This window comes from Pseudomonas sp., assembly GCF_035277045.1.
Taxonomy (GTDB): Bacteria; Pseudomonadota; Gammaproteobacteria; order Pseudomonadales; family Pseudomonadaceae; genus Aquipseudomonas.
Window position 1 is genome coordinate 1 of the sequence record NZ_DATELE010000045.1, and the last position, 2,665, is coordinate 2,665.

At 65.3% G+C, this 2,665-nt stretch carries 2 protein-coding genes; both read left to right on the forward strand.

Features of this window, described 5'->3' with window-relative positions:
• Nucleotides 1–1,577 (forward strand): TonB-dependent siderophore receptor (locus tag VJS90_RS02275; RefSeq protein ID WP_324118682.1); only part of this gene is annotated, 1,577 nt, incomplete at its 5' end.
• A 12-nt stretch (nucleotides 1,578–1,589) separates the two neighbouring features.
• The coding region (locus tag VJS90_RS02280) for a PepSY-associated TM helix domain-containing protein (protein WP_324118684.1) at nucleotides 1,590–2,665 on the forward strand (1,076 nt) is incomplete at its 3' end.

Below are 2,665 nucleotides of genomic sequence, written 5' to 3' on the forward strand. Positions count from 1 at the left end.
GCATGGACTTGGACGCCAGCGGCGCGCTCAACGAGTCGCGCACCGTGCGCGGCCGTGCGCTGGTGGCCTACGAGGACCGCCAGTACTACTACGACCAGGCGAGCAGCCGCATGCCGCTGTTCTATGGCATCGCCGAGGCCGATCTCAACGACCGCACCCTGCTTACCGTGGGCCTGCGCCACCAGCGCAGTGTGAACAACGGCTACTCGATCTTCGGCTTTCCGCGCTACACCAACGGCAAGGCACTGGACGTGTCGCGTTCCACCTCGCTGGCCCAGGACTGGAACCGTCATGAAAGCGACCAGACCGAGGTGTTCGCCGAACTGGAATACCAGCTCAATGAAGACTGGAAGAGCAAGACCTCGCTGACCCGCTCTGAAGGCGGTTTCGACCAGCGTGCGGCGCTGCCGCTTGGCGCCATCAACCCTCTGACGCAACGGGGCTCGGTGCTCTACCGCACGCTGTTCCGCCGTGACGAGGTGGTCGACACCGGCGTCGATACCAACCTTTCCGGCACCTTTCGCGCCTTCGGCCTGGAGCACTCGCTGATGGTTGGGGCCAACTGGTCAGACGAGGACCTGCACAGCAAGATCACCTACGTCACCAACGGCACGGCCATCGATGTCTTCAATCCCGATCCCCATGTTTTGCCCGAGCCTTCGCGCGATGGCTGGGAGACCATCAATGACAGCAATACACGGCGTTATGGCGTCTACGCGAATTCGCGTATTCGCCTCGCCGAGCCGCTGAGCCTGGTGCTGGGCGGGCGGCTGAGCTGGTACGAATACCAGACGCGCGAAATGGTCCATAACGTCAAGGCCTCCAACCGCCAGGACCACGAGTTCACCCCCTTCGTCGGTCTGATCTACGACCTCAGCGAGCAATGGTCGTGGTACGCCAGCTACGCCGACATCTTCCAGCCGCAGAGCGAGTACCGCACCGCAAGCGGCGCCTTGCTCGACCCCGCGGTCGGCAGCAACTACGAGACCGGCATCAAGGGCGAGCTCTACGATGGGCGCCTGAACCTCTCGGCGGCGGTGTTCTATATCAAGCAGAACGACGTAGCGGCCGAGGACACGGCCCCGGACCTGGACGGCCTCTGCCCCAGCAACCTGAGCGGAACCTGCTACCGCAACGACCAGGTGAAGCGCAGCAAAGGCTACGAGCTCGAAGCCAGCGGCGAGGTGCTGCCGGGCTGGCAGCTGTCGGCCGGCTACACCTTCAACATCACCCGCAATGCCTCGGGCGAACCGACCGACTACCAGACGCCGCGGCACATGCTGCGCGCCGCCACCACCTACAACCTGCCCGGCGACTGGAACCGCCTGACCGTCGGCGGCGGCGTCTCGGCGCAGAGCGGCTACAGCACCAACGACTACGGCCCGGAAGTCAGCAACCCCGGCCGCGCGGTGTACGACGCCCTGGCCACCTGGAAAATCGACGACCACTGGAAGGTGGGTGTCGATGTGAAGAACGTCTTCGACAAGAAGTACTACAAGTCGGTGGGCGAATTGCGCCGCGGCAGTTACTTCGGCGACCCGCGCACCTACATGCTGACGCTGCGCGGCGACTTCTGATTGCGCAAGTCGATGTCCTGGCTGCACACCTGGTGCAGCCTGAGCTGCGGATGGCTGCTGTGCGCGATCATGCTGACGGGCAGCTTCAGCGTGTTTCGCGAGCCGATCACGCGGTGGATGGAGGCCGCGCCGGTGGTGGCCGGCCTCGACAGCACCACGCCGCCGGCCGCTGCCGTGCCTGCGGCGTTGCGTTACCTGCAGTTGCACGGGCAGGGCGCCAGCTTCTGGCGGCTGGTGCTGCCGGAGAAGCCGGGCGATGCCCTGCAGGTGGCGTGGCGTACCGCCGATGGCGATCACGAGGCCGCGTTGCATCCGGTCAGTGGCCAGTTGCTACCCGGGCCCTGGAAGCGCGCCACCGAAGGCGGGCGCCACTTCATGTCCTTCCATTACATGCTGCAATGGCCTGCCCTGGGCTATTGGGTGGTGGGCTGGGCGTCGATGGGCATGCTCGTCGCGCTGGTGACCGGGGTGATCATTCATCGGCGGATCTTTCTGGACTTCTTTACCTTCCGACCTGGGCGCGGCCCCCGCGCCTGGCTCGATGCGCACAACGTCAGTGGTGTGCTGGCGCTGCCCTTTCACCTGATGATCGTCTACACGGGGCTGGCGATCTTCTACACCAGCTACATGCCCTGGCCGATGCACGCGGTCTACGGTACGGATGAAGGCGCCCATGCTCGCTTTCATGACGCCTTGGCGCAGGTCGAGCGCGCTGTCCCGAATGTACCGCGTGTCCCGCACGATCCTGCTGCCATGCTGGCGCAGGCGGGCACTTTGCTCGGGCAGCCGGTGGGCATGCTGGTGGTCATCCGCCCGGGCACGCAAGGGATGAAGGTGCAGGTTCATGGCCGAGCGGAGCCGGGCGTGGAAAGGCAGAGCCTGGTACAGCCCACAGGCAGCGTCACCTACGATGGCAACAGCGGCGAGTTGCTTGGCATTGTGCCCACCGACCCGCGGCAGCTGAGCGCTGGGGACCGGGTGCACCGCACGGTGGAGTCATTGCACTTCGCCGATTACGGGGGCTGGGGCATTCGCTGGCTGTATTTCCTGCTGGGGCTGTTGGGCACGGTGATGGCCGCCAGTGGCAC